The organism is Pseudomonas sp. MDT1-16, assembly GCF_054898115.1.
The window spans coordinates 4,144,204-4,163,434 of sequence record NZ_CM142717.1; the positions used below are offsets into that span (position 1 = coordinate 4,144,204).

Annotated in this window: 17 protein-coding genes, 3 tRNA genes and 1 pseudogene; 5 read left to right on the forward strand and 16 right to left on the reverse strand. The window is 56.5% G+C overall.

What is annotated here, in order from left to right:
* Positions 1-107: 107 nt before the first annotated feature.
* The 10 genes from ACYZT3_RS18985 to ACYZT3_RS19030 all read right to left on the reverse strand — a co-directional run bounded on the left by ACYZT3_RS18985 (position 108) and on the right by ACYZT3_RS19030 (position 10,408).
* Positions 108-905: a DUF2242 domain-containing protein gene (locus tag ACYZT3_RS18985; RefSeq protein WP_282376472.1), complete on the reverse strand. Its 798-nt coding sequence runs from the start codon at positions 903-905 to the stop codon at positions 108-110.
* A gap of 229 nt (positions 906-1,134) precedes the next feature.
* Positions 1,135-3,006, reverse strand: coding sequence for a SurA N-terminal domain-containing protein (locus tag ACYZT3_RS18990; protein ID WP_282376471.1), 1,872 nt, complete (start codon positions 3,004-3,006; stop codon positions 1,135-1,137).
* A 233-nt stretch (positions 3,007-3,239) separates the two neighbouring features.
* Positions 3,240-3,512 (reverse strand): HU family DNA-binding protein, encoded by a 273-nt coding sequence (locus ACYZT3_RS18995; RefSeq protein ID WP_002552737.1) that lies wholly within the window; start codon positions 3,510-3,512, stop codon positions 3,240-3,242.
* A gap of 148 nt (positions 3,513-3,660) precedes the next feature.
* Complete coding sequence (gene lon / locus ACYZT3_RS19000; RefSeq protein ID WP_462030468.1) at positions 3,661-6,057, reverse strand: endopeptidase La; 2,397 nt, start codon at positions 6,055-6,057, stop codon at positions 3,661-3,663.
* A gap of 161 nt (positions 6,058-6,218) precedes the next feature.
* A complete protein-coding gene (clpX, locus tag ACYZT3_RS19005; RefSeq protein WP_282376468.1) occupies positions 6,219-7,502 on the reverse strand; it encodes an ATP-dependent Clp protease ATP-binding subunit ClpX in 1,284 nt (427 codons plus the stop codon).
* A 106-nt stretch (positions 7,503-7,608) separates the two neighbouring features.
* Complete coding sequence (gene clpP, locus ACYZT3_RS19010; RefSeq protein ID WP_105344076.1) at positions 7,609-8,250, reverse strand: ATP-dependent Clp endopeptidase proteolytic subunit ClpP; 642 nt, start codon at positions 8,248-8,250, stop codon at positions 7,609-7,611.
* Positions 8,251-8,343: 93 nt separating this feature from the next.
* The gene (tig, locus tag ACYZT3_RS19015) at positions 8,344-9,654 is read right to left on the reverse strand and encodes a trigger factor (protein ID WP_282376467.1); all 1,311 of its coding nucleotides are present in this window, start codon (positions 9,652-9,654) and stop codon (positions 8,344-8,346) included.
* A gap of 422 nt (positions 9,655-10,076) precedes the next feature.
* Positions 10,077-10,161 (reverse strand) — tRNA-Leu (locus ACYZT3_RS19020).
* Positions 10,162-10,215: 54 nt separating this feature from the next.
* Positions 10,216-10,291: transfer RNA gene (locus tag ACYZT3_RS19025), tRNA-His, on the reverse strand.
* Between the two features lie 40 nt (positions 10,292-10,331).
* A tRNA-Arg gene (locus ACYZT3_RS19030) sits at positions 10,332-10,408 on the reverse strand.
* 279 nt (positions 10,409-10,687) lie between these two features.
* Between ACYZT3_RS19030 and folD the strand changes: the two genes are divergently transcribed.
* Complete coding sequence (gene folD / locus ACYZT3_RS19035; protein WP_282376466.1) at positions 10,688-11,542, forward strand: bifunctional methylenetetrahydrofolate dehydrogenase/methenyltetrahydrofolate cyclohydrolase FolD; 855 nt, start codon at positions 10,688-10,690, stop codon at positions 11,540-11,542.
* Between the two features lie 238 nt (positions 11,543-11,780).
* A complete protein-coding gene (gene pbpG / locus ACYZT3_RS19040; protein ID WP_282376465.1) occupies positions 11,781-12,719 on the forward strand; it encodes a D-alanyl-D-alanine endopeptidase in 939 nt (312 codons plus the stop codon).
* Between the two features lie 54 nt (positions 12,720-12,773).
* Here the strand turns inward: pbpG and ACYZT3_RS19045 are convergent, their stop codons facing one another.
* The 3 genes and pseudogenes from ACYZT3_RS19045 to ACYZT3_RS19055 all read right to left on the reverse strand — a co-directional run bounded on the left by ACYZT3_RS19045 (position 12,774) and on the right by ACYZT3_RS19055 (position 14,034).
* Positions 12,774-12,989 (reverse strand): hypothetical protein, encoded by a 216-nt coding sequence (locus tag ACYZT3_RS19045; protein WP_282376464.1) that lies wholly within the window; start codon positions 12,987-12,989, stop codon positions 12,774-12,776.
* A 17-nt stretch (positions 12,990-13,006) separates the two neighbouring features.
* Positions 13,007-13,213, reverse strand: coding sequence for a DUF6021 family protein (locus ACYZT3_RS19050; RefSeq protein ID WP_282376463.1), 207 nt, complete (start codon positions 13,211-13,213; stop codon positions 13,007-13,009).
* Between the two features lie 91 nt (positions 13,214-13,304).
* A pseudogene (locus tag ACYZT3_RS19055) lies at positions 13,305-14,034 on the reverse strand (peptidase C39 family protein).
* A 167-nt stretch (positions 14,035-14,201) separates the two neighbouring features.
* Between ACYZT3_RS19055 and ACYZT3_RS19060 the strand changes: the two are divergent.
* The gene (locus ACYZT3_RS19060) at positions 14,202-14,372 is read left to right on the forward strand and encodes a hypothetical protein (RefSeq protein ID WP_282376461.1); all 171 of its coding nucleotides are present in this window, start codon (positions 14,202-14,204) and stop codon (positions 14,370-14,372) included.
* A gap of 77 nt (positions 14,373-14,449) precedes the next feature.
* Here ACYZT3_RS19060 and ACYZT3_RS19065 read toward each other — a convergent pair whose 3' ends face one another.
* Both ACYZT3_RS19065 and ACYZT3_RS19070 read right to left on the reverse strand, forming a co-directional pair.
* On the reverse strand, positions 14,450-15,199 hold the full coding sequence (locus tag ACYZT3_RS19065; RefSeq protein ID WP_282376460.1) for a TerC family protein: 750 nt from the start codon (positions 15,197-15,199) through the stop codon (positions 14,450-14,452).
* Between the two features lie 28 nt (positions 15,200-15,227).
* Positions 15,228-15,470 carry a hypothetical protein gene (locus ACYZT3_RS19070; RefSeq protein ID WP_282376459.1) on the reverse strand — a complete coding sequence of 81 codons (243 nt, stop codon included), beginning with the start codon at positions 15,468-15,470 and terminating at the stop codon, positions 15,228-15,230.
* A 135-nt stretch (positions 15,471-15,605) separates the two neighbouring features.
* Here ACYZT3_RS19070 and nhaR point away from each other — a divergent pair, with 135 nt between their 5' ends.
* On the forward strand, positions 15,606-16,505 hold the full coding sequence (gene nhaR / locus ACYZT3_RS19075; RefSeq protein ID WP_282376458.1) for a transcriptional activator NhaR: 900 nt from the start codon (positions 15,606-15,608) through the stop codon (positions 16,503-16,505).
* Between the two features lie 4 nt (positions 16,506-16,509).
* Here nhaR and ACYZT3_RS19080 read toward each other — a convergent pair whose 3' ends face one another.
* A complete protein-coding gene (locus ACYZT3_RS19080; RefSeq protein ID WP_282376457.1) occupies positions 16,510-17,664 on the reverse strand; it encodes an MFS transporter in 1,155 nt (384 codons plus the stop codon).
* Between the two features lie 280 nt (positions 17,665-17,944).
* On the opposite strand from ACYZT3_RS19080, the gene sstT reads away from it, so the two are divergent.
* Positions 17,945-19,177 carry a serine/threonine transporter SstT gene (gene sstT, locus ACYZT3_RS19085; RefSeq protein WP_282376456.1) on the forward strand — a complete coding sequence of 411 codons (1,233 nt, stop codon included), beginning with the start codon at positions 17,945-17,947 and terminating at the stop codon, positions 19,175-19,177.
* The last annotated feature ends 54 nt before the right edge of the window (positions 19,178-19,231 follow it).

Here is a 19,231-nt window from a genome sequence, read left to right on the forward strand (position 1 = left end):
TTTTTCGATACAGGCCGTAGGACTACGGCCTGAGGTGACGTGGATCAATCTTGAAAGTCGCTGCGCAATCGATGTCGTGTGACCCGATCCGTAGCGCCAGAACCCGATTACTGGCCTGAAGCTGGAATCGCCGAAATAGGCTCGGTGGGTGGAGGCAGGCTTGATTCCGGCGGCGGAGTGACAGTTTCCGTGGCCGGTGCCGGTTCGGTGTTCTCGGCCGGAGCAATCGGAGCGGCTTCGGGCGGCGGTGCGACCGGCTCAGAGGCTGCTGGAGGTGCCGGCGCGGATTCTGCCGCCGGTGCCGCCGGTGCGGCCTTGGCTTCAGGTACGCCAAGATCAGGTTTCGGCTTCTCCTTGATGTGCGCGGCCTTTTTCGCTTCCGGCGGCAGGAACAACTCGACCAGGGTGAAGAAACGCTCGTAGAACTTGGGCGACGATACGGTTTCGCTGGCAACCTTGACCATCGAGTCGTCGGACGAGCCAATCGGCATCGACACCGAACCCAGCACGCCCACACCAACGCTGGCGGAGTTGTTGGTCTTCTTCAGCGCATAACGGTCCTGCAGGGCGTTGGCGAACATGGTCGCGTGGAGCCCCTCACTGCCATCATCGGCACAGACCACACTGAAGCTGATCTCCAAGTGGCTCTCGCCGGTCTGCTGGAAGCTTTTGTGTCCGCTGACCAGTTTCGGGTCGGCGCTGGTGATGATGTAGCCCTGACTGAGCAACGCCCGACGGGCGGCTTCGCACGTCTGCGCATCAGTCACCGGGTAGCTGCGCGAAAACGTTCCGGAGTCATCGAAATTCTCATGCTCATAGATTGGGGCTTTCTTCGACGAGCAGCCGGCAGCAACGGCCAGCAACAACGCCAGCCCAGCAACACGTATGGGAAATGATTTAAACATTGAACATCCTGAGGAAAACGGTTCGGGGCGTATTGTGCAACAGATCGATGCTTAGCGGAGTATCGATTAGTGTCTTAAAACAGTTACACGTCTACTGACTGTCATTTACAGGAAAAAGTCGCACGGTAAATACTCAGGCGACGGGTAACCCGTCCTGCTTTTGTTTCGCCGATAAAAAACCCCAGCCTTTCGGCTAGGGTCTTTGTGTCGCGACAAGCTCAGTCAGGTATCAGAAGCGCTTGATCTCAGCCTGGCTTTCCAGCAGTTTGCGGTAAGCCGCAAAGTCTTGCTGGCCAATGCGTGAGGCGAGGAAGCGACGGTATTGAGCCTTCTCCTCTTCAGTCGGTGCAGCGGCTTCGTTCACGGCGTTCAGACGAACGATCACCAGGCTACCATCGGCCAGGGTCACGCTACTGAAGGTCGGCTTGTCCTTGGCTGCCGGCTTCGGCATGCGGAACAGCGCTTGCAACACGGTTGGGTCAACCCCTTCCTGGCCACGAGTGGCTGCCTGGATAACTTTCCAGTTCTGGCCGTCGATTGCCTTGTCCAGCGGTGTCTTGCCATCGCGCAGGCTGACAATCAGCTCTTCAGCCTTGGTCTTGGCGGCAGCACTGGCGCGCTCCTTGGCCAATTGCACGCGAATGCTGGCAGCAACGCTTTCGAGCGACAATTGCGCAGGTTTCAGGTGTTCCTTGGCGCGCAGCACGATCACGGTTTCCGGGTCGAGCTCGATGGCGGTGCTGTTGGCACCCTCATCCAGCACTTCAGGGCTAAACGCAGCAGTGACCACGGCACGGTTGGCCGCAACACCTTCGCCACCTTCACGGCCGAACGGCTTGGATGTGTGAACGGTCAGCTTCAGGTCCTGCGCCGGCTGAGCCAGATCGGAGGCTTCGAACGACGAGTCTTCCAATTGCTTGGTCGCCTCGACGAAACGCTGTTCGACCTGCTGGGTTTTCAGCTCACGGGTCAGCTTGTCTTTCAAACTGGCTAACGTCGGCACTTCAGGTGCTTCCACGCCCAACAGCTTGATCAGGTGAAAGCCGAAGTCGGTGCGAACCGACGCCGAGACCTGATCCTTGGCCAACGCATACAGCGCTGTTTCGAAGGCTGGATCGTAGACACCAGGACCTGCATAGCCGAGGTCACCGCCGTTGTTCGCCGAACCAGGATCCTGGGAGAACTCTTTGGCCAGAGCCTCGAACTTCTCGCCTTTTGCCAGACGTGCCTGGATCTCGTCGATCTTGGCCTTGGCTTGCGCTTCGGTCACGTTGTCATTCACTTCGATCAGAATGTGCGCGGCCCGGCGTTGTTCGGACAGGTTCGCAGTTTCTTTCTGATACGCCGCTTGCAGGTCTTCGTCCTTGACGCTGACCTGATCAAAGAAGGAAGCCTTTTTCAACTCGAGGTAATCGATGACCACCTGATCCGGCGTCATGAATTCCGTGGCGTGTTCGTCGTAGTAGGCTTTGACTTCATTGTCAGCAAGCTTCACAGCCGCTGGGTCAACCTTGACGTTCAGGGAAGCGAAATCGCGGGTCTGCTTTTCCAGACGGGCGAATGCAAGAACCTGTGCGTCGGTGACGAAACCACTACCCGCCAGACCAGCGCGCAGCTGACCGATCAGCATTTCCTGAGCCAGCATCTGGCGGAATTGCATGCGGCTGTAGCCGAGTTGGCGAATAACCTGGTCGAAACGGTCAGGGCTGAACTTGCCGTCAACCTGGAATTCAGGCGTTTGCAGGATCACCTGGTCCAAAGCAGCTTCGGAAAAAGCGAACTTCGAGTTTTCTGCGCCTTGCAGCAGCAGCTTGCGATCGATCAAGCCTTTGAGGGCCGATTCGCGCAGCATTTTTTCGTCGAGCAAGGAAGCATCGAAATCCTTGCCCAGCTGTTGCATGAGCTGACGGCGTTGCATGTCGACCGCCTGGCTCAGTTCGTTTTGGCTGATTTCTTCGCCGTTGACCTTCGCCGCGTCCTGGCTGTTGGTCGTCGCCTGAAATATGGCCTCGATACCGGTGAAAGCCATCAATACAACGATGATCCCGATAATGGTCTTGGCAATCCAGCCTTGTGAATTGTCCCTGATATTCTGCAGCATGCGTCCCCCAGAAACGGTTGAACTTCAAAATTAGGCAACCGTGGAGCGTGGGTAGAATCCGGATAGAAGAAAGGCGCACCCGAGGATGCGCCTTCTCGTAACTGGCGGAGCGGACCGATGACTCGAACTTGCGAGCCTCGGCGTCTCGGATCGGCGACTCGCCGACTGGACTACCGCTCCGCTGCCAGGTCAGGCATGACCCCGACCCGGATAGGCAAAAACCTGAATCGAACTTAGTTAACAGCTTCTTTCAGTGCTTTACCGGCTTTGAAACCTGGTTTTTTGGCGGCTGCGATTTCCAGCGTCTTACCGGTCTGTGGGTTACGACCAATGCGAGCCGGACGATCAGTGACGGAGAAAGTACCGAAACCCACCAGAACAACAGAGTCGCCAGCCTTGAGAGCGCCAGTGACGGATTCGATTACAGCGTCCAGCGCACGGCCAGCAGCAGCTTTCGGGATATCAGCGGATGCAGCGATAGCATCAATCAGTTCCGACTTGTTCACTCTAAGTCCCCTTATATCTATTTGAGTATGATTCTAAGTTTTTTGGTGAAAGCAAAAACGAGTGCTGAATGGCCTACAGACACTTAAGAGCCGCTTTATAACAAGGGCTCTAAAAAGCTGTCAAGGAAGCCCCCCAGACAAATGCATACTAATGCGTGCTAATTCTTTCCTTAGAGTCAGACTCGCGTTTTTCATCCTTTGCAACTATCTCTGGAGCTACATCGGGCAAGGGCTCCGGCGCGTATTGCAGCGCAATTTGCAGGACCTCGTCAATCCATTTAACCGGTTTAATCTGTAGATCTTGCTTAATATTGTCAGGAATTTCCTTCAGATCGCGTACGTTCTCTTCAGGAATGATCACGGTCTTGATTCCGCCACGGTGAGCAGCGAGCAGTTTTTCTTTCAAACCACCAATCGCCAGTACCTGACCACGCAGCGTAATTTCGCCAGTCATGGCAACGTCCGCGCGTACAGGAATCCCGGTCAATGCCGACACCAGAGCCGTGCACATGCCTACACCGGCGCTAGGGCCGTCCTTCGGGGTCGCCCCTTCCGGCATATGGATGTGCGTATCACGCTTCTCGTGGAAGTCCAGGGGAATCCCCAGGCTCTTCGCCCGGCTGCGGACAACGGTCAAGGCTGCGGTGATGGATTCGACCATCACGTCACCCAAAGAACCGGTCTTGATCAACTGACCCTTGCCGGGAACGACCGCGGCTTCGATGGTCAGCAATTCGCCGCCCACCTGAGTCCACGCCAGCCCGGTTACCTGACCGATCTGATCCTGCGATTCGGCCAGCCCGTAGCGGAATTTACGCACGCCAAGGAAGTGCTCCAGCATGTCGGCAGTGACCTTCACCGAGAAGCGTTTTTCCAGTGAATGCTCTTTGACCGCCTTGCGGCAAACCTTGGCAATCTGGCGCTCCAGCCCGCGCACACCGGCTTCGCGGGTGTAGTAGCGGATGATGTCGCGGATCGCTTCGGCGTCGAATTCCAGCTCGCCTTTCTTCAAGCCGTTGGCCGTAATCTGCTTGGGCGAAAGGTATTTGACGGCGATGTTGATCTTCTCGTCTTCGGTGTAACCCGGCAGACGAATCACTTCCATCCGGTCCAGCAGCGCCGGTGGAATGTTCATGGAGTTGGAGGTGCAAAGGAACATCACATCGGATAGGTCGTAGTCGACTTCCAGATAGTGATCGTTGAAGTTGTGGTTCTGCTCAGGGTCAAGCACCTCCAGCAACGCCGACGCCGGATCGCCACGCATGTCACTGCCCATTTTGTCGATTTCATCGAGCAGGAACAATGGGTTGCGCACGCCCACCTTTGTCATCTTTTGAATCAATCTTCCCGGCATCGAACCGATATAAGTACGGCGATGACCACGAATTTCCGCTTCATCGCGTACGCCGCCGAGGGCCATGCGCACGAATTTGCGGTTTGTGGCGTGAGCAATCGACTCCGCCAGCGAAGTTTTACCCACACCTGGAGGACCGACCAGGCACAACACCGGTCCACGAATTTTCTTCACGCGTTTTTGCACGGCGAGGTATTCGAGAATCCGTTCTTTGACTTCTTCCAGACCATAGTGGTCGGCATCGAGAATGTCTTCAGCGCGCGCAAGATCCAGACGCACTTTGCTCTGCGCCTTCCACGGCACCTGAACCAGCCAGTCAATATACGAGCGGACCACGGTCGCTTCCGCCGACATTGGCGACATTTGTTTTAATTTGTTCAGTTCACCCTGGGCTTTGGCCAAGGCATCTTTCGGCAGACCGGCGGCATCGATGCGCTTTTTCAGCTCTTCGATTTCGTTGTGGCCTTCGTCGCTGTCACCGAGCTCTTTCTGAATGGCCTTCATCTGCTCATTCAGGTAATACTCGCGCTGACTGCGTTCCATTTGTTTCTTAACGCGACCGCGAATGCGTTTTTCGACTTGCAGCAGGTCGATCTCGGCATCCAGCAACGCGAGAACGTGCTCGACCCGGGCCGACAAATCGATAATTTCGAGAATTTCCTGCTTCTGCTCGATTTTCAGCGCCATGTGCGCGGCCATGGTGTCGACCAGGCGGCCTGGCTCGTCGATGCTGTTGAGCGACGACAGGACCTCAGCCGGGACTTTCTTGCCCAACTGCACATATTGTTCGAACTGAGCCAGCAGGCTGCGGACGAACACTTCCGACTCGCGCTCCGGCGCGTCGACTTCGTCGATCAATGAGACTTCGGCACGGCAGTGGCCGTCCACTTCGCTGAAACGCTCAACCGCGCCCCGCTGCTCGCCTTCGACCAAAACCTTGACCGTGCCGTCAGGCAGCTTGAGCAGCTGCAGAACGGTAGCAATGGTACCTACGCGATAAAGTGCGTCTTCACCGGGATCGTCGTCAGCAGGGTTTCTCTGAGCCAGCAGAAGGATCTGCTTGTCGCCCGTCATCGCAGCCTCGAGGGCTTCGATGGATTTCTCGCGCCCCACGAACAGCGGGATAACCATGTGCGGATAAACCACAACATCACGCAATGGCAGGAGAGGCAATTCGATGGTTGTCTTCATGATTTCGCCTCTACGGCGGCCATAAGGCCGTAAACAGATGGAAGTGAGCTTGAAACCAAGATGGGGGCTACCTTCAAAAAAAACAAGCTTAAAGAAGGTGTTAAAACGCGCAAAAAGCAAAGGGGCCCGAAGGCCCCTTCTTTATTTCAGCAGCGTGACGCTTAGGCGTCTGGCGCTGCCTTGGCAGCCGGCTCACTGTTTTCGTAGATATACAGTGGCTTGGACTTGCCTTCTATAACGCTTTCGTCGATCACTACTTTACTCACCTCGGACTGCGAAGGGATTTCATACATAGTGTCGAGCAATACACCTTCGAGAATCGAACGCAGTCCACGAGCACCGGTTTTGCGTTCCAGGGCACGTTTGGCGACCGATTTCAAAGCGTCGGCCCGGAATTCCAGGTCCACACCTTCCATCTCGAACAGCTTGGCATACTGTTTGGTCAGAGCATTCTTCGGCTCGGTGAGAATCTGCATCAACGCAGCCTCATCAAGCTCGTCCAGCGTGGCAAGTACCGGCAGACGACCGACGAACTCAGGGATCAGACCGAACTTGACCAGATCGTCAGGCTCGACTTCACGCAGGGACTCACCGACTTTCTTGCCTTCTTCCTTGCTGCGCACTTCTGCGTTGAAACCGATGCCGCCACGGGTGGAACGGCTTTGAATAACCTTTTCCAGACCGGAGAACGCGCCGCCGCAGATGAACAGGATGTTACGGGTGTCGACCTGAAGGAATTCCTGCTGCGGATGCTTGCGACCACCTTGAGGCGGAACGGAAGCGACCGTGCCTTCGATCAACTTGAGCAGGGCCTGCTGCACGCCTTCACCGGAAACGTCCCGGGTGATCGACGGGTTGTCAGACTTGCGCGAGATCTTGTCGATCTCATCGATGTAGACAATGCCCATCTGGGCTTTTTCTACGTCGTAATCGCACTTCTGCAACAGCTTCTGAATGATGTTCTCGACATCTTCACCCACGTAACCCGCCTCGGTGAGGGTGGTTGCGTCGGCGATGGTGAACGGAACGTTCAGCAAACGGGCCAGTGTTTCGGCAAGCAGGGTTTTACCCGAGCCTGTCGGGCCGATCAGCAAGATATTGCTTTTGCCGAGTTCGACATCGTCATTCTTTTTGTCACGCTGGTTCAGGCGTTTGTAGTGGTTGTACACCGCTACGGCCAGAACCTTTTTCGCACGTTCCTGACCAATCACATACTGATCAAGGATGCCGCTGATTTCTTTAGGCGAAGGCAATTTATGCGCGCTGCTTTCGGCCTGGGCTTCCTGCACCTCCTCACGGATGATGTCATTGCACAGGTCGACGCACTCGTCGCAGATAAAGACCGAGGGGCCGGCAATCAATTTGCGCACTTCATGCTGGCTTTTGCCACAGAAGGAGCAATAGAGCAGTTTGCCGTTGTCCTCGCCGTTGCGGGTGTCAGTCATTCGATCGATCCAAATCCGATAGGCTTGCAACACAAGATGAAGGCTATTGCGGGCTTTTTCAAGTCCGCAGGCGGTCAGTTAACCCGACCACCTACATTTGGGCTGCTTAGGCGGGCATTTTACGCTTGTCGATCACGGAGTCGATCAGGCCGTACTCAGCCGCACGCTCTGCGCTCATGAAATTATCGCGCTCGGTATCGCGCTCGATGGTTTCGAGGCTTTGACCGGTGTGATGAGCCAACAGCTGGTTCAGACGCGAACGGATGTGGAGGATTTCCTTGGCATGGATGTCGATATCCGACGCCTGACCCTGGAAGCCGCCCAACGGCTGGTGAATCATCATGCGCGAGTTCGGCAGGCAGAAACGCTTGCCGGCGGCACCACCAGCGAGCAGAAAGGCGCCCATGCTGCAGGCCTGACCAATACAGGTGGTGGACACGTCTGGCTTGATGAACTGCATGGTGTCGTAGATCGACATGCCTGCAGTCACCGAACCGCCTGGTGAGTTGATGTAAAGATGGATGTCCTTGTCCGGGTTTTCCGCTTCAAGGAATAGCAGTTGCGCCGCAACCAGGTTGGCCATGTAGTCTTCTACCGGACCTACCAGGAAGATCACTCGCTCCTTCAACAGACGCGAGTAGATGTCATAGGCTCGTTCGCCACGGGCGGACTGCTCGATAACCATCGGGACCAGGCCGCCTGCGGCCTGGATGTCAGAGCTCTGCTGATAATAAGAATTGCGGGACATGTCTCGCAGTCACTCCCAAATAGTTATGTCTTGAATACGCATAAGCCAGCACGAAGGCTGGCTTATGGTGTGTACTTCTTACCGCAAAAACGATCAGTCGGCTTGTGGAGCTTCTACCGGCTTGACTGCTTCTTCGTAAGAGACCGCTTTGTCGGTCACGCTAGCTTTCTGCAGAACAGTATCCACAACTTGCTCTTCCAGCACAACCGAACGAACTTCGTTCAGCTGCTGGTCGTTCTTGTAGTACCAGGACACAACCTGCTCAGGCTCTTGGTAAGCCGAGGCCATTTCCTGAATCATTTCACGAACGCGGGCATCGTCAGGCTTGAGGTCGAATTGCTTGACCACTTCAGCCACGATCAGACCCAGCACAACGCGGCGCTTGGCTTGCTCTTCGAACAGCTCGGCCGGCAGCTGCTCAGGCTTGATGTTGCCGCCGAACTGCTGAACAGCCTGCACGCGCAGACGGTCAACTTCGTTGGACAGCAGAGCCTTAGGCACTTCGATCGGGTTGGTGGCCAGCAGACCGTCCATTACCTGATTCTTGACCTTGGATTTGATCGCCTGACGCAGTTCCCGCTCCATGTTCTTGCGAACTTCGGTGCGGAAGCCTTCCAAACCCGTTTCCTTGATACCGAATTGAGCGAAGAATTCTTCGGTCAGCTCTGGCAGTTTTGGCTCGGAAACAGTGTTCACGGTAACGGTGAATTCAGCGGTTTTGCCGGCCAGGTCGAGGTTCTGATAGTCCTCTGGGAAGGTCAGGTTCAGAACGCGCTCTTCGCCGGCTTTAGCACCAACCAGACCGTCTTCAAAACCAGGGATCATGCGGCCGGAACCCAGAACCAGCTGAGTACCTTTGGCGGAACCGCCAGCGAACACTTCACCGTCGACCTTGCCGACGAAATCGATGTTCAACTGGTCTTCATTTTGAGCGGCGCGATCAGCCACTTCAAAACGGGTGTTCTGCTTGCGCAGGACTTCCAGCATTTTGTCCAGATCGGCATCAGCCACGTCAGCGCTCTGACGCTCGACAGTGATACCTTCGAAACCGGCAACGGTGAACTCAGGGAACACTTCGAAGATTGCGACGTATTCCAGATCTTTGCCGGCTTCCATCGATTTAGGCTCGATCGAAGGAGCGCCAGCCGGGTTCAGCTTTTGCTCGACAACAGCTTCGTAGAACGAAGACTGGATCACATCGCCCACGGCTTCCTGACGTGCATCAGCACCAAAACGGCGCTTGATTTCACTCATTGGCACTTTGCCTGGACGGAAGCCAGCAATCTTGGCCTTTTGGGCAGTCTGCTGCAGACGCTTGTTGACCTGAGTCTCGATGCGCTCAGCCGGCACGGTGATGCTCATGCGGCGCTCAAGAGCAGAAGTATTTTCAACAGAAACTTGCATGGATATTCCTCGTTGCACAGACGTTAGCCGGCCGTTTCCGACCCCAGAATCAAGGGCATGCATTCTAGTGGGTCAAACTCAAGAAGTCACCCTACTGAAAACGGGTAAAAAAGCAGCAGGCAATTTATAGGCGGGGACAAACGGTTGTGCCTCGCCCTGTTAGCAAATACAGCCAATCATGCCAGGGCTCTGCACCAATCCTTCTATATATAGAAGCCATCGGCAATCCATCCCTGACAGTCGACCCCACGAGGGGACCAATGGGCGAATCAGCATCATCGCGAAACATAAATCCGACGACCCGACCTGCCCTCTCAACCCAGAACCTGCGGTCGTTTTGAAAATTCAGAGTTCTAAAACAAAAACGGCGCAGCCCTTTTCAGGTGCTGCGCCGTTTTCTGCTAATAAATAGCTACTTGTAATGGTGCGGACGGAGAGACTCGAACTCTCACACCTTGCGGCGCTGGAACCTAAATCCAGTGTGTCTACCAATTCCACCACATCCGCATCAAGCTTTTAAAGCAAAGGCGCCAGACTGTTAATCTGGCGCCTTTCTAAATATGGGGTGGACGAAGGGGATCGAACCCTCGACAACGGGAGTCACAATCCCGTGCTCTACCAACTGAGCTACGCCCACCATATTGCCATGTTGCGTTACTTGTGCCAAAGCTGCCTAATGGCGCACCCGGCAGGACTCGAACCTGCGACCATCCGCTTAGAAGGCGGATGCTCTATCCAGCTGAGCTACGGGCGCCTTGTTAATCTGTATTCTTGGACGATTACAAACTAAGTGCTTTCAGTCTTACCGAGTTAAACATCAACCCTGCTCGACCTTCTTAACCAGTGCTAGGCTGTGCCCGACAAGTGCGACGAATGTTATAGGTGACCCTGAAGGTCGTCAACTCTTTTTTATAAAAAATTCATTTAATTAAAGGGGTTAGGGGAATTTGCAGACCAAGCGCCTTTGCCCTCACCTCATGACATGCGAGAATGCGTTCTCTTTTTTTCCCCTCTCGATGGTTAATCACGCGCAATGACTGCACAACTAATCGACGGCAAATCGATCGCCGCCAGCCTGCGCCAGCAGATCGCCAAACGCGTCAATGAGCGTCGCCAGCAAGGCCTGCGCACGCCCGGCCTCGCGGTGATCCTGGTCGGCAGCGATCCTGCCTCTCAGGTTTATGTCTCGCACAAGCGTAAAGACTGTGAAGAGGTCGGCTTCATTTCCCAAGCCTATGACCTGCCTTCCGAAACCACTCAAGAAGCGCTGACCGATCTGATTGATCGTTTGAACGACGACCCGGCGATTGATGGTGTTCTCCTTCAGCTTCCATTACCTGAACACCTGGACGCCTCCAAACTGCTGGAGCGTATTCGTCCAGACAAAGACGTCGACGGTTTCCACCCTTATAACGTCGGCCGCCTGGCCCAGCGTATTCCGCTGCTGCGTCCGTGCACCCCTAAAGGCATCATGACGTTGCTGGAAAGCACCGGTGTCGATCTTTACGGGATGGACGCCGTGGTTGTCGGGGCCTCCAACATTGTTGGCCGCCCGATGGCGATGGAATTGCTGCTGGCCGGCTGCACCGTGACTGTCACCCACCGTTTCACCAAGGATCTGGCGGGCCATGTCGGCCGTGCCGACCTGGTGGTGGTCGCCGCCGGCAAGCCGGGGCTGGTCAAGGGGGAATGGATCAAGGAAGGCGCGATCGTGATCGACGTCGGCATCAACCGCCAGGAAGACGGCAAACTGGTCGGTGACGTGATCTACGAAACCGCCCTGCCCCGCGCCGGCTGGATCACTCCAGTCCCGGGTGGCGTTGGTCCGATGACTCGTGCCTGCCTGCTTGAAAATACGCTGTATGCAGCCGAAACCCTGCACAGCTGATTCACTGTTTTTACAGCCGCGGCAAACAAAAGAACCTCGCCAATGGCGGGGTTCTTTTTGCCTGACCAAAAACCGCTACCACTCGCCGGAAACTCCCCGTTTAGTGCAGGTTTTCAAGGCCTTTCACCTGTTCTTCGAACAACCATCGACAGTTCTTCAGCCATACTCCTAAAATGCGTCGGTTTGAAGAAGCAACCCGTTACAGAACGGCTAATCCACACCTAATGAGTCTGCCAGCGTGAAAATCCGTCTTTCCATCCTGAGCCTATTTTTTGCATTTACAGGGACGTTCATCACGCCAATAGCCAACGCCGCCGAAACCACCTCGGCGCCCCGCGACACCTCACAACTGAAGATCGCTTCCGGCAGCGCATTGCTGATGGATATGCAGACCAACAAAGTCATCTATGCCAGCAACCCTGACGTGGTTGTGCCGATCGCTTCCGTCAGCAAACTGATGACTGGCCTGATCGTGGTCGAAGCCAATCAGAACATGGACGAATACCTTTCCATCAACATCAGCGACACGCCGGAAATGAAAGGCGTATTTTCCCGAGTCAAACTCAAAAGCGAATTGCCGCGCCGGGAAATGCTGCTGATTGCCCTGATGTCCTCGGAAAACCGCGCTGCCGCCAGCCTCGCCCATCACTACCGGGGTGGCTATGTTGCATTTATTGCAGCGATGAATGCCAAAGCCAAGGCACTGGGCATGACCAGTACCCACTTCGTCGAACCGACAGGTCTTTCACCTCGCAACGTGTCCACGGCTCGCGATCTGAGCAAACTGCTGATCGCCGCGCACAAGTACCCACTGTTGACAGAGCTAAGTACCACCAAGGAAAAAACCGTCTCGTTCCGTAAACCCAACTACAGCTTGGGATTCCGTAATACCGACCATCTGGTCAGAAAGCCGAACTGGGACATCACGCTGACGAAAACCGGCTTCACCAACGAGGCCGGCCACTGCCTGGTGCTGGTCACCAGCATGGGCAATCGCCCTGTTGCACTGGTCATCCTCGACGCCTTTGGCAAGTACACGCACTTTGCCGATGCAAGCCGTATTCGCAGCTGGGTGGAAACCGGCAAGGGCACGAACGTGCCGTCGGTAGCCTTGCAGTACAAATCCGACAAGAACCTCAAGCATCGTCAGAGCGGCGTTGTTGAAGCGTCAAAGTAAGTAAGCGACACCAAAAGAAAGCCCCGATCATTCGGGGCTTTATTTCGTTCAGCGTTAATCATTGGGCAGCGGCATCTGATCGTCATTCGGAATGCCGTCCCCGGCACTCGGGTCTTTCCAGCCCTGTGGGTGCTCCGTCGACACGACCATAGGTCTGGCCAGCGGATCCCTTAAAGGACTGTCCGGATCCAGCACAGGGTCCATATCGTTTTCTGGGGTGGTTGGAACACTGTCCGGACGTTTGTCGTTGAAACTCGAATCGGTAGACATATGCACCTCACTAAGGCTCAGGTTTTCAGATCGGCGAGTGGATCGTAAGGCTTCGCAGGCGCCTTGGGATCGTTGCCCGGATTCACATCCCGGGGGGCCTTGGCGGGTCCGATGGGGTCGACCTGAGGGTCGGCGAGGTCCGGTGAATCGGGATCGAACCCCAACTCATCGCCCGACGAATGCTCGGACGAGTGCGGGCCGACGGGGGTATTGGAATGTGCCATGGGCGCCTCCTGGTCACAGCCCGAAGAAATCCGGGCCCTACACCTTAGAAGTCGGCAAATTGCAGGGGTGCCCGAGAGATGACGAACGGACTTACTGCGCGTTCAGCGCTTTCTTCGCCCTGGCTGCCGCTTGCTCCTGACCTGCCTGGGCAAGATCGCTCGCAGCCTTGAGCCATCGCTGCGGATCGACATTGGCCGGCAGCTGATTAGGCTTCTGGATCAGCACGGCCCAGCCACCGGCATCCTTGAGCGCCGATTCAAACGAACCGAAGCCCATCAACTCCCGACGATTCATGCCCGAGCGCAGCAGCACAGTGCGCTTTTGGCGGTTGTACCCGGCAAGAATGGCGTAACGGGGTTCAGCCCAGAACGCCGAGCCTTCAGTAAAGCGCACCATCACCGGATACCCAGCCGCGACCTGGGTCAACAGCGCTGGCAGATTGCTGTCGAGGGGATAGACGACCATGCCGTACTCGCGAGCGAGGTTCTGCATGTTCTGCTGCAACTGGGCTTCGGCACCCGGCAAATGCAACGGCTTTTCGAGCAAACCTGGGGTAATCACAATGCCTTGCTGGGACAACATACTGGCCAGCACTTGGGGCCCGCTTTGATTCGCCACGCCACGGTAGAACGTGCCACTGAGTTCGACACGCTCCGGCAGGCGCTTGATTTCAGGCGCCACACTCCCCGCGCAGCCAGCCAGACCTGCAACGCAGCCAACGACCAGCACTAAAGATCGAATTCGAGAAAATACCCGCACCATCATCACTCTCTTGATTTAGACGCCAGGCATTCGCGCTCCCGGCTTGGCCGTCGATCATAGGACGCCGAGCGACGGCGGTATAGCCTTAACCGGCAGATGATTGGATTCGATAGAGCGAACTGATTGGTGACAGCCGACCTTTGGTCAATAGCCTGAAACACAGCAGCGACTAGACTGTCATTTGCAAAGAGTGTGTGCCCGCAGCAGGGCGAAGAGGAGGCACTGATGAGCCTGACAATGACCATTGTGATGTTGATTTTTGGCTGGCTGACCGTTGCCGCCGCCATGTTATGGGGAGTCCTGCGCATTACCCGCCGGCACCATCACCACCCTGCTCAATCGGCGCCGGTGGTGAAAACGGATGAAACCACTGCACACCACGCCAGCGCGCACTGACTGGCACTTTTTTTAACAGCAAAAAAAACGGCCGCCTGCCTCTTTCGAGCGCAGGCGGCCGTTTCGTTTATCGCCCGTTAAGCTTCAGTAGCTACACGCTTTTGCTTTGACCGCCGCGACATCATGTTCAAACCCTCGATCGTCGCCGAGAACGCCATGGCCGCATAAACGTAGCCTTTCGGTACATGGGCACCGAAGCCTTCGGCAATCAGCGTCATGCCGATCATGATCAGGAAGCCCAGCGCCAGCATCACCACCGTCGGGTTGTCGTTGATGAACTTGGCCAGAGGATCAGCCGCCAGCAACATCACCAGCACCGACACCACCACTGCGATGACCATGATCGGCAAATGCTCGGTCATGCCGACAGCGGTAATGATGCTGTCGATGGAGAACACCATGTCCAGCATCAGGATCTGACCGATGGCAGCAGCGAAGCCAAGCGTCACGGCCGAAGTAGCCGACTTCGGATCATCCGGTGCCGGGTCCATGCTGTGATGGATCTCGGTGGTCGCCTTCCACAACAGGAACAGGCCACCGGCGATCAGGATCATGTCCTTCCAGGAGAACGCATGGCCGAGAATGTCGATCACAGGCTCAGTCAACTGGACGATGAACGCGATGGTGCTCAACAGCGCCAGTCGCAGGATCAGCGCCATGCCGATACCGATGCGCCGCGCCTTCTGCCGATGCTGCTCGGGCAGCTTGTTGGTCAGGATCGAAATGAAGATCAGGTTATCGATGCCGAGCACGATTTCCATGACGATCAACGTGGCCAGGGCGACCCAGGCGGTGGGGCTTGCAGCAAGTTCTAAAAGGTATTCCATGGGTCAGTCCTGACTCGTTTTAAACGGTTTAGATTTCCTGGGACGAAGATTCGGTTTTGTCTTTATCTTCGTTTGATGATTCTTTCTTGCTGATCAGGCCGCCGGTGGCGTCGCTGATTGCTTGCTCGGCGGCTTTGTGGGTGTCATCGATCGCTTGCTTGGCGGTTTCGGCAGCCTTGCCCATCAATTGCTGAGCGCTTTTCTCGGCTTGGTCGCAACCGGCCAATACCAGTAAAGACGTGATCAACAGCGCCGTCATTTTGAGCTTCATGATGCTTTCCTCGATAGAACAGACAGGGCCGAAAAGGCCACCCGTCGATAGCCGGGCATTCTATGGAGGCAAACACTTCAGGAAAATTCGTATTTTTAGCGGTTATACTTCGTTTTTTACGAACTGTAGGTCGTCATGCTCAATTATCGGCAATTGCATTACTTCTGGGTAGTGGCCAAAACCGGCAGCATCGTGCGCGCCTGCGAGCAGCTGAACCTGACGCCACAGACCATCAGCGGGCAGATTTCCCTGCTCGAACAAACCTATGGCATCGAGCTGTTTCGCCGGGTCGGCCGACAGCTTGAGCTGACGGAAGCCGGACGTCAGACCCTGCCCTACGCCGAGCAAATGTTTCAGCTGGGAGGTGAACTGGAGTTGATGTTGCGAGCGCAGCCCAATGAGCAGCAGATTCTGTTCCGGGTGGGTGTGGCCGACGTGGTACCCAAATCCATCGTCTATCGGCTGATTGCCCCGACCATGGAATTGAGCGAGCCGCTGCGCATCACCTGTCGCGAAGACAAACTCGAACGCCTGCTCGCCGACCTGGCGATCCAGCGCCTGGATCTGGTCATCTCCGACAGCCCGATGCCGTCGCACCTGGACATCAAGGGCTACAGCCAGAAACTCGGGGAATGCGGGATCAGCTTCTTTGCCACCGCTGAATTGGCGGCGCGCTACGGTCAGGACTTCCCCCGCAGCCTGCACGGCGCACCCCTATTGATTCCCGGGCCAGAGACCGTGGTGCGCAGTCGCTTGCAGCGCTGGTTTGCCGAGCAGCAGATCCAGCCGCGCATCGTCGGCGAGTTCGACGACAGCGCCTTGATGCAGGCTTTCGGTCAATCCGGCAGCGGGATTTTCATCGGCCCAAGCGTGATTGCCGATGAAGTGAAGCGCCAATACGGCGTGGAGTTGATTGGCCAGACCGACGCGGTCACCGAATCGTTCTACGCCATTTCGGTGGAACGCAAGGTCAAGCACCCCGGCATTGTTGCCATTACCGAAGGTGCCCGACGCGAGCTGTTCACCGAGCTTTGAAGTGTCAGGCGCAGACTTCGCGGGGTTTGAAGGTCATCAGCGCGATTGCCAAGAGGATCGAGACAAGGATAAAACCGGCGGCCGCGAAACCTAGGCCACCCAGGCCAACGCTGTCGATCACTCGCCCGCCCACCATCGCGCCCAAGCCGATTCCCAAGTTGGCCCCGGCGATGTTCAGCGACGCAGCAAAGGCCGGCGCTTCGGGCGCCGCCTTCATCAAACGCACATGACTGACCAGGAACAACGCGGCCTGAGTCACGCCCCAAATGCCCATTGCCGCCGCCAGACCGAGGGGCGAATGAATGTTTGGCACCAATGCCACCATGCCCGCGATCATGAACGCGCAGAACATCATTGAGGCGATCAACGGATGACGATCCACCGCGCGGCCGCCCAGTGAGTTGCCGATCAACCCGACCGCGCCGAAGCCCATCAGGCACCAGCCGACCACTGTGCCGTTGAAACCGGCCAAGCGCTCAAGAATGTCCGCCAGGTAGGTGTACGCGGTGAACATGCCGCTGAACACCAGGATCGACAGCAGCACATGCCCCACCATCAGCGGGCTGCGCAGGATCTTTAACTGCGAGCGGAAACTCACTTGATGCTGATGCAGATTGGTTTTCGGCAGGTAGATAAATAGCAGCAACGCCTTGGCAAACGCGATCACCGCCAGAATGCCAAAGGCACTGCGCCAACCGAATGCATCGGAGATCAGTGTGCCCACAGGAATGCCGAACACCGTGGCGCAGACAATGCCGAAACCGATCTTGGCGATGGCGCGGCCGGCGTAGTCCGGGCCGACAATACCCACCGCCGTCTCACTGGCCAGCGCCCAGAACACCGGCAAGCCCAGCGCCGGAATCAACCGGGCAATGGCCATCACCCAGATGTTCGGCGCAAACGCTGCGAGGGTGTTGGCCAGGCCGAACATGATCAGCACCGAGATGAACAACTTGCGCCGCTCGAACCGGGCGAAATACGCCGTCAGGAACGGCCCGAATGCGGCGACCGTGAAGGCGAACAAGGTCACCAGCAAACCCGCCTGGGGGATAGTGACTTCAAGGTCTCTAGCGATGGCCGGCAACAGGCCGACGATGATGAATTCCGTGGTCAGCACCGTGAAACCGGCAGCAGACAACAGAAGGATGGGCAACAACATGCACAACTCCAGAAAACGACGACACCAGCGATAGCCGGAAGGCCCACTGGCATGACTTGAAAATGAGGATGGCGAATCTTAACAGAGTGTTTCCAATCAGGGTTGCACGAACCTGCATATCGCGTTGAACCGGCTGGCGGCAGATCGTCACAGGTCTGAAGGATAAAGACGACGCTGTGATAAAGTCCGCGCCCTGCGATTCGTACACCCTGTTCATCAGCCGTTTGGTGGCCTCGATGTCGCGACACCCCGCACCTAATAAAATTAGAGATGTCGTTTTATGACTGTTTCATCCCCTTCGTTATTGCAACGCTTGAAACGCTTGAGCCTGGTTACGCAGATAGTCATCGGCCTGATCGCCGGGATTGCCTTGGCGCTGGTTGCGCCGGAAGTGGCGAAGTCCACTGCGTTTATCGGCAAAGTCTTCGTATCGGCGCTTAAAGCTGTCGCGCCGATTCTGGTGTTCGTGCTGGTCATGGCGTCGATCGCCAACCATAAGCACGGCCAGGAAACCCACATCCGGCCGATTCTGTTTCTGTATCTGCTGGGGACTTTTGCGGCGGCGGTGGTAGCCGTTGTCGCCAGTACGTTGTTCCCGTCGAGCCTGGTATTGGCGACTCACGACATTGCGGTCACCGCGCCGGGCGGTATCAGTGAAGTGTTGCAAAGTCTGTTGCTGAGCGTGGTCGACAACCCGGTCAGCGCGCTGATGAATGCCAACTTCATCGGCATTCTGGCGTGGGCGATCGGCATGGGCATTGCGATTCGCCATGCCGGTGACACGACGCGCGAAGTGCTCGGTGATCTGTCCAATGGCGTGACCTTGATCGTGCGTTTGGTGATCCGCTTCGCCCCATTGGGGATCTTCGGCCTGGTCGCTTCGACCCTCGCCACATCCGGTTTCGGCGCCTTGATCGGCTACGTGCATCTGCTGGCGGTGCTGCTGGGCTGCATGCTGTTCGTTGCACTGGTGATGAACCCGGTGATCGTGTTCTGGAAACTGCGTCGCAACCCTTATCCGCTGGTGCTGATGTGCCTGCGGGAAAGTGGCATCACCGCGTTTTTCACCCGCAGTTCGGCGGCGAACATTCCGGTCAATCTGGCATTGAGCAAGCGCCTGGGCCTGCACGAAGACACTTATTCGGTGTCGATCCCATTGGGCGCGACCATCAACATGGCCGGCGCGGCGATCACCATTACCGTGCTGACCCTGGCAGCCGTGCATACGCTGGGCATCGCCGTCGACATTCCGACGGCCATCCTGCTGAGCGTCGTCGCAGCGATTTGTGCCTGTGGTGCTTCGGGTGTCGCTGGCGGCTCGTTACTGCTGATTCCACTGGCGTGCAGCCTGTTTGGCATCCCCAGTGAAATCGCCATGCAAGTGGTGGCGGTCGGGTTCATCATCGGTGTGCTGCAGGACTCGGCGGAAACCGCGCTGAATTCCTCCACCGACGTACTGTTCACCGCGGCGGCGTGCCTGGGCGAAGACGAGAAAGCACAACGCCTGGCTTAAATCCGACGCATTAACAAAGGGCACGCCAACTTGGTTGGGTGCCCATTTTTTATG

Bases quoted from the DNA above. Each gene is read 5' to 3' on its own strand.
- ACYZT3_RS18990 (WP_282376471.1), bottom strand. From the start codon at position 3,006: ATGCTGCAGAATATCAGGGACAATTCACAAGGCTGGATTGCCAAGACC.
- lon (WP_462030468.1), bottom strand. From the start codon at position 6,057: ATGAAGACAACCATCGAATTGCCTCTCCTGCCATTGCGTGATGTTGTG.
- clpP (WP_105344076.1), bottom strand. From the start codon at position 8,250: ATGTCCCGCAATTCTTATTATCAGCAGAGCTCTGACATCCAGGCCGCA.
- tig (WP_282376467.1), bottom strand. From the start codon at position 9,654: ATGCAAGTTTCTGTTGAAAATACTTCTGCTCTTGAGCGCCGCATGAGC.
- ACYZT3_RS18985 (WP_282376472.1), bottom strand. From the start codon at position 905: ATGTTTAAATCATTTCCCATACGTGTTGCTGGGCTGGCGTTGTTGCTG.
- sstT (WP_282376456.1), top strand. From the start codon at position 17,945: ATGACTGTTTCATCCCCTTCGTTATTGCAACGCTTGAAACGCTTGAGC.
- nhaR (WP_282376458.1), top strand. From the start codon at position 15,606: ATGCTCAATTATCGGCAATTGCATTACTTCTGGGTAGTGGCCAAAACC.
- ACYZT3_RS19045 (WP_282376464.1), bottom strand. From the start codon at position 12,989: ATGTCTACCGATTCGAGTTTCAACGACAAACGTCCGGACAGTGTTCCA.
- ACYZT3_RS19065 (WP_282376460.1), bottom strand. From the start codon at position 15,199: ATGGAATACCTTTTAGAACTTGCTGCAAGCCCCACCGCCTGGGTCGCC.
- ACYZT3_RS19060 (WP_282376461.1), top strand. From the start codon at position 14,202: ATGAGCCTGACAATGACCATTGTGATGTTGATTTTTGGCTGGCTGACC.
- ACYZT3_RS19070 (WP_282376459.1), bottom strand. From the start codon at position 15,470: ATGAAGCTCAAAATGACGGCGCTGTTGATCACGTCTTTACTGGTATTG.
- ACYZT3_RS19080 (WP_282376457.1), bottom strand. From the start codon at position 17,664: ATGTTGTTGCCCATCCTTCTGTTGTCTGCTGCCGGTTTCACGGTGCTG.
- folD (WP_282376466.1), top strand. From the start codon at position 10,688: ATGACTGCACAACTAATCGACGGCAAATCGATCGCCGCCAGCCTGCGC.
- clpX (WP_282376468.1), bottom strand. From the start codon at position 7,502: ATGACTGACACCCGCAACGGCGAGGACAACGGCAAACTGCTCTATTGC.
- ACYZT3_RS19050 (WP_282376463.1), bottom strand. From the start codon at position 13,213: ATGGCACATTCCAATACCCCCGTCGGCCCGCACTCGTCCGAGCATTCG.